The sequence below is a fragment of the Staphylococcus sp. 231237_7MaSpsaltlick genome, from assembly GCF_043107035.1.
Window position 1 is genome coordinate 1 of the sequence record NZ_JBICNX010000198.1, and the last position, 850, is coordinate 850.

At 29.9% G+C, this 850-nt stretch carries 1 protein-coding gene; it reads right to left on the reverse strand.

All coding sequences use genetic code 11. The features are described 5' to 3' along the window. Positions 1-106: 106 nt before the first annotated feature. Positions 107-850, reverse strand: a 744-nt coding sequence (locus tag ACF91D_RS30890) for a phage tail domain-containing protein (protein WP_392438576.1), incomplete at its 5' end; no start/stop codon positions are given.

The following is an 850-nucleotide window of genomic DNA, read 5'->3' on the forward strand; positions in this document are numbered from 1 at the left end:
TGTTTTTCTCATATTCATACTTAAAAGAATCTAAATCAAAATCTGTTAATATTTCACCGAATGTACCTTTTCTATTTTTTAATATCAATGCGTCCAATTCATTCACCTACCTATATATAAATGGGAAAACCCATTGTGTCGTGGGATTACTAATATTTTCCCCAGTAATTTCAATTTCGTTGAATCCTGGCGCTAAAGTAATCCATTGCCAATTTGTATTCGATCCTACACGTTTATTATCTATTGTAGGATGAACACCATTTAATATTAATGTTTGTTTCTTTTTAATTGCCTTATTATATTTAAAAACATCACCCGTTGTATTGTTAGCGAGTGTAAAACCTTTAGGCGCATCAATATTAATTAATAATCTAAATTTATGTCGAATGTGTGGGTCTATCGTGTCAGTAGAACCGTTATAAATCTTAAACCCTGTAGTATTGTGTTTGTATTTAATATCATCTACCGATAATACACCCGTTTCAAATTGCCATTCACCACTTGATAAACTAAACTTATCAGTTTCTCTTAATGATTCTGAATAACCTTTTATTACTGAAAATTTAATAGAAAATGTACCAAAAGTAGGAGTTTTATAATCTATTGCATTTTCAGTACAATAGACAGCGTATTTTTTTCCAGGCATAAATGAATGCCAAATATAAAATGCTTCTCTTTTGAAAAGTAATCTTCTAAGTTTTTGTAACATTAAGTTATAGTCATTAATATCATGACCAATAAAGGAAAAATTCAAAACTAAATCAAAAGGACCGAAATTAATCGGTCCCATAACTACACCATCTGTGCCATTTATCTCCTTAGTATTTGCTTTAACCTCTACTCCTTCTTC